Source organism: Acinetobacter sp. YH01025 (assembly GCF_013420185.1).
Taxonomy (GTDB): domain Bacteria; phylum Pseudomonadota; class Gammaproteobacteria; order Pseudomonadales; family Moraxellaceae; genus Acinetobacter; species Acinetobacter indicus.
Window position 1 is genome coordinate 1 of sequence record NZ_VOYR01000027.1, and the last position, 4,723, is coordinate 4,723.

The 4,723-nt window shown below is 46.0% G+C and carries 3 protein-coding genes and 4 pseudogenes; 3 read left to right on the top strand and 4 right to left on the bottom strand.

Annotated elements, in window-relative coordinates:
- Nucleotides 1-75 (top strand): annotated as a pseudogene (locus tag FTT89_RS14235) (IS6 family transposase); the annotation flags it as partial.
- Between the two features lie 290 nt (nucleotides 76-365).
- Here FTT89_RS14235 and aadA1 read toward each other — a convergent pair.
- The 3 genes and pseudogenes from aadA1 to dfrA1 form a co-directional block, all read right to left on the bottom strand.
- Nucleotides 366-1,201, bottom strand: a pseudogene (gene aadA1 / locus FTT89_RS14245) (ANT(3'')-Ia family aminoglycoside nucleotidyltransferase AadA1).
- Between the two features lie 57 nt (nucleotides 1,202-1,258).
- On the bottom strand, nucleotides 1,259-1,783 hold the full coding sequence (sat2, locus tag FTT89_RS14250) for a streptothricin N-acetyltransferase Sat2 (RefSeq protein WP_000704156.1): 525 nt from the start codon (nucleotides 1,781-1,783) through the stop codon (nucleotides 1,259-1,261).
- Between the two features lie 94 nt (nucleotides 1,784-1,877).
- Nucleotides 1,878-2,351, bottom strand: a complete 474-nt coding sequence (dfrA1, locus tag FTT89_RS14255; protein WP_000777554.1) for a trimethoprim-resistant dihydrofolate reductase DfrA1 — start codon at nucleotides 2,349-2,351, stop codon at nucleotides 1,878-1,880.
- Nucleotides 2,352-2,682: 331 nt separating this feature from the next.
- Here dfrA1 and intI2 point away from each other — a divergent pair.
- Nucleotides 2,683-3,660 (top strand): annotated as a pseudogene (gene intI2 / locus FTT89_RS14605) (class 2 integron integrase IntI2).
- A 187-nt stretch (nucleotides 3,661-3,847) separates the two neighbouring features.
- On the opposite strand, the gene FTT89_RS14270 reads toward intI2, so the two are convergent.
- Entirely contained in the window at nucleotides 3,848-4,087 is a 240-nt protein-coding gene (locus FTT89_RS14270) for a BrxA family protein (RefSeq protein WP_001353740.1), read from the bottom strand.
- A 509-nt stretch (nucleotides 4,088-4,596) separates the two neighbouring features.
- Here FTT89_RS14270 and FTT89_RS14275 point away from each other — a divergent pair.
- Nucleotides 4,597-4,723, top strand: a pseudogene (locus FTT89_RS14275) (transposase); the annotation flags it as partial.

Genomic DNA, 4,723 nt, shown 5'->3' on the forward strand with positions numbered 1-4,723 from the left:
GGCCAGGCCTCAGCATTTTATTATGGTGATCCCCTGGGCGAAATGCGCCTGGTAAGCAGAGTTTTTGAAACGTAAGGCCTTTGAATAAGACAAAAGGCTGCCTCATCGCTAACTTTGCAACAGTGCCGTTGCTCTCAGAGTTGTCGTAATTTGATGGACTATTGTCGTAATTGCTTATGGAGTTGTCGTAGTTGCTTGGAGAAATGTCGTAGTTGGATGGGGAGTAGTCATAGGGAAGACGAGCTTCATCCACTAAAACAATTGGCAGGTCAGCAAGTGCCTGCCCCGATGCCATCGCAAGTACGAGGCTTAGAACCACCTTCAACAGATCGCGCATAGTCTTCCCCAGCTCTCTAACGCTTGAGTTAAGCCGCGCCGCGAAGCGGCGTCGGCTTGAACGAATTGTTAGACATTATTTGCCGACTACCTTGGTGATCTCGCCTTTCACGTAGTGAACAAATTCTTCCAACTGATCTGCGCGCGAGGCCAAGCGATCTTCTTGTCCAAGATAAGCCTGCCTAGCTTCAAGTATGACGGGCTGATACTGGGCCGGCAGGCGCTCCATTGCCCAGTCGGCAGCGACATCCTTCGGCGCGATTTTGCCGGTTACTGCGCTGTACCAAATGCGGGACAACGTAAGCACTACATTTCGCTCATCGCCAGCCCAGTCGGGCGGCGAGTTCCATAGCGTTAAGGTTTCATTTAGCGCCTCAAATAGATCCTGTTCAGGAACCGGATCAAAGAGTTCCTCCGCCGCTGGACCTACCAAGGCAACGCTATGTTCTCTTGCTTTTGTCAGCAAGATAGCCAGATCAATGTCGATCGTGGCTGGCTCGAAGATACCTGCAAGAATGTCATTGCGCTGCCATTCTCCAAATTGCAGTTCGCGCTTAGCTGGATAACGCCACGGAATGATGTCGTCGTGCACAACAATGGTGACTTCTACAGCGCGGAGAATCTCGCTCTCTCCAGGGGAAGCCGAAGTTTCCAAAAGGTCGTTGATCAAAGCTCGCCGCGTTGTTTCATCAAGCCTTACGGTCACCGTAACCAGCAAATCAATATCACTGTGTGGCTTCAGGCCGCCATCCACTGCGGAGCCGTACAAATGTACGGCCAGCAACGTCGGTTCGAGATGGCGCTCGATGACGCCAACTACCTCTGATAGTTGAGTCGATACTTCGGCGATCACCGCTTCCCTCATGATGTTTAACTCCTGAATTAAGCCGCGCCGCGAAGCGGTGTCGGCTTGAATGAATTGTTAGGCGTCATCCTGTGCTCCCGAGAACCAGTACCAGTACATCGCTGTTTCGTTCGAGACTTGAGGTCTAGTTTTATACGTGAACAGGTCAATGCCGCCGAGAGTAAAGCCACATTTTGCGTACAAATTGCAGGCAGGTACATTGTTCGTTTGTGTCTCTAATCGTATGCCAAGGAGCTGTCTGCTTAGTGCCCACTTTTTCGCAAATTCGATGAGACTGTGCGCGACTCCTTTGCCTCGGTGCGTGTGCGACACAACAATGTGTTCGATAGAGGCTAGATCGTTCCATGTTGAGTTGAGTTCAATCTTCCCGACAAGCTCTTGGTCGATGAATGCGCCATAGCAAGCAGAGTCTTCATCAGAGTCATCATCCGAGATGTAATCCTTCCGGTAGGGGCTCACACTTCTGGTAGATAGTTCAAAGCCTTGGTCGGATAGGTGCACATCGAACACTTCACGAACAATGAAATGGTTCTCAGCATCCAATGTTTCCGCCACCTGCTCAGGGATCACCGAAATCTTCATATGACGCCTAACGCCTGGCACAGCGGATCGCAAACCTGGCGCGGCTTTTGGTACAAAAGGCGTGACAGGTTTGCGAATCCGTTGCTGCCACTTGTTAACCCTTTTGCCAGATTTGGTAACTATAATTTATGTTAGAGGCGAAGTCTTGGGTAAAAACTGGCCTAAAATTGCTGGGGATTTCAGGAAAGTAAACATCACCTTCCGGCTCGATGTCTATTGTAGATATATGTAGTGTATCTACTTGATCGATCAGGCTTTTGTATATCTCCCCACCACCTGAAACAATGACATGATCCGTTATTTTCTTTAGGTTGGTTAAAGCATCTTTAATTGATGGAAAGATCAATACGTTCTCATTGTCAGATGTAAAACTTGAACGTGTTACGACCGCATACTTTCGGTTGGGTAATGCTCCCATTGATTCAAAAGTCTTGCGTCCAACCAACAGCCATTGGTTATAGGTAATAGCTTTAAACAGGAGCTGTTCACCTTTGGCACTCCATGGAATATCAGGGCCATTCCCGATAACTCCATTCTTCGATATAGCTACCATTAGTGATAGTTTCACAATTCTTCCTCAGAGGTTAACATTTTATTAGTAAGCATGCTCGTTTTGTCACCCGCTGATGCTTACCGTTAATTAATATAATCACTTGTATTAAATAGACTTTCTTTAAAAATACAAGACACTCTGTTATTACAAATCGTGCATGCCGTCTATCCTGCTTGCACGATGCACATTATCTCACCCAAAGAACTCATAACATTTTAATTTATTTAGCATTAAATTAAAACTCTACCGGTAAACAAGCATCTCTAGGCGTAAAAAACAGGCACTTTTTTAAATCCCAGCTAGAATAGGCTGTATAGGCAGACAGTTGCAAGACAAGGAGCGTTTTATGTCTAACAGTCCATTTTTAAATTCTATACGCACGGATATGCGACAAAAAGGTTATGCGCTGAAAACTGAAAAAACTTACCTGCACTGGATTAAGCGTTTTATTCTGTTTCACAAAAAACGTCATCCTCAGACCATGGGCAGTGAAGAGGTCAGGCTGTTTTTATCCAGCTTAGCAAACAGCAGACATGTAGCCATAAACACGCAGAAAATCGCTTTAAATGCCCTAGCTTTTTTGTACAACAGGTTTTTACAACAGCCGTTGGGCGATATTGATTATATCCCTGCAAGCAAGCCTAGACGGCTACCCTCTGTTATCTCTGCAAATGAAGTGCAACGCATTTTGCAGGTTATGGATACTCGCAACCAAGTTATTTTTACGCTGCTGTATGGTGCAGGTTTGCGCATTAATGAATGCTTGCGTTTGCGGGTTAAAGATTTTGATTTTGATAATGGCTGCATCACTGTGCATGACGGTAAGGGTGGGAAAAGCAGAAACAGCCTACTGCCCACGCGCCTAATCCCAGCAATAAAATAACTCATTGAGCAAGCGCGGCTTATTCAGCAAGACGACAACTTACAAGGCGTAGGGCCATCGCTGCCTTTTGCTTTAGATCACAAATACCCTTCTGCTTATCGACAAGCGGCGTGGATGTTTGTCTTTCCCTCCAGCACGCTCTGCAACCACCCGTATAACGGCAAATTATGCCGCCATCATCTGCATGACTCCGTTGCGCGAAAGGCATTGAAGGCAGCCGTACAAAAAGCAGGCATCGTTAGCAAGCGTGTCACTTGTCATACATTTCGTCACTCGTTTGCTACGCATCTATTACAAGCGGGGCGTGATATTCGCACTGTGCAAGAACTCTTAGGGCATAACGATGTTAAGACCACGCAAATCTATACGCATGTGTTGGGTCAGCATTTTGCCGGCACCACCAGTCCTGCGGATGGACTGATGCTACTTATCAATCAGTAAAAGTAGATAAATATCTTTATGTAGCCCTGAGTAGCCCCTGATACTTTTTATGGTGAAAAAGATAAACAATCATAGAGGGGATAAATATGAGCCAGTTCTACCATTGTTCAGATAAGTTTAAGCAAGATACTGTCAATCACAGTGACCATTCATGGTCATTACACTTCCTCCAGTTGCCAGACAATGCCTAACATAAAAACGCAAAAGCCCAAAAGTCAGAGCTTAGGTGTTCTAGGCGTTTTCTAAGCGCTGAAGAAATACGTCTTACCGTAGATTGCGTGCGTTTCTGAAGCACATTTTCCTTATACATGGCTTTATCCCAGGCAGCTTCATCAAGCTCTTGGAGTAACAAGCCAGTAATAATGCGACACTCTCGGGTTTGTAGCGAGCCGCTGGTGAGATCGGAGTTATAGCGGAAAGGGGTCATTTGTAATTATTTGTGGGTGGAGGATAGTTAACTTATTATTGTAGTTGGAAGAGGCTGCTTTCCAAACATTAGCACCTCGTAATGCTTGTTACTGTATATTAATTTATGCTCTTAGCGCATGTTAATGGGCTATTACAATGCATAATGTCCACATCAAGATAACTGTGGCTTAACACCTGTACAAGCGAAAAAAATCAATCACCTGTCCGGAAATACGGGATCACTGTAAAGTGTTGGTGAGGCAGTCTAGGAGGGGGATTTAATTTGGGATACTGATGAAAGGATTATGATCAGTTGGATATAGGATCGTACTAAGCTGAGCGGCAGGTTAGCTAGATTAGTTAACCAGATAAGTGAAATCTAGTTCCAAACTATTTTGTCATTTTTAATTTTCGTATTAGCTTACGACGCTACACCCAGTTCCCATCTATTTTGTCACTCTTCCCTAAATAATCCTTAAAAACTCCATTTCCACCCCTCCCAGTTCCCAACTATTTTGTCCGCCCACAGGCGTGGCGGCCAGGGCCGATGAACGCAAGAAGCTCGAACGGCTGTGCCGGTACATCAGCCGCCCGGCGGTATCCGAGAAGCGGCTGTCGTTAACACGAGGCGGCAACGTGCGCTACCAGCTCAAGA

Excerpts from the sequence above, each read along its gene's own strand:
- sat2 (WP_000704156.1), bottom strand. The coding sequence starts at position 1,783 with ATGAAGATTTCGGTGATCCCTGAGCAGGTGGCGGAAACATTGGATGCT.
- FTT89_RS14270 (WP_001353740.1), bottom strand. The coding sequence starts at position 4,087 with ATGACCCCTTTCCGCTATAACTCCGATCTCACCAGCGGCTCGCTACAA.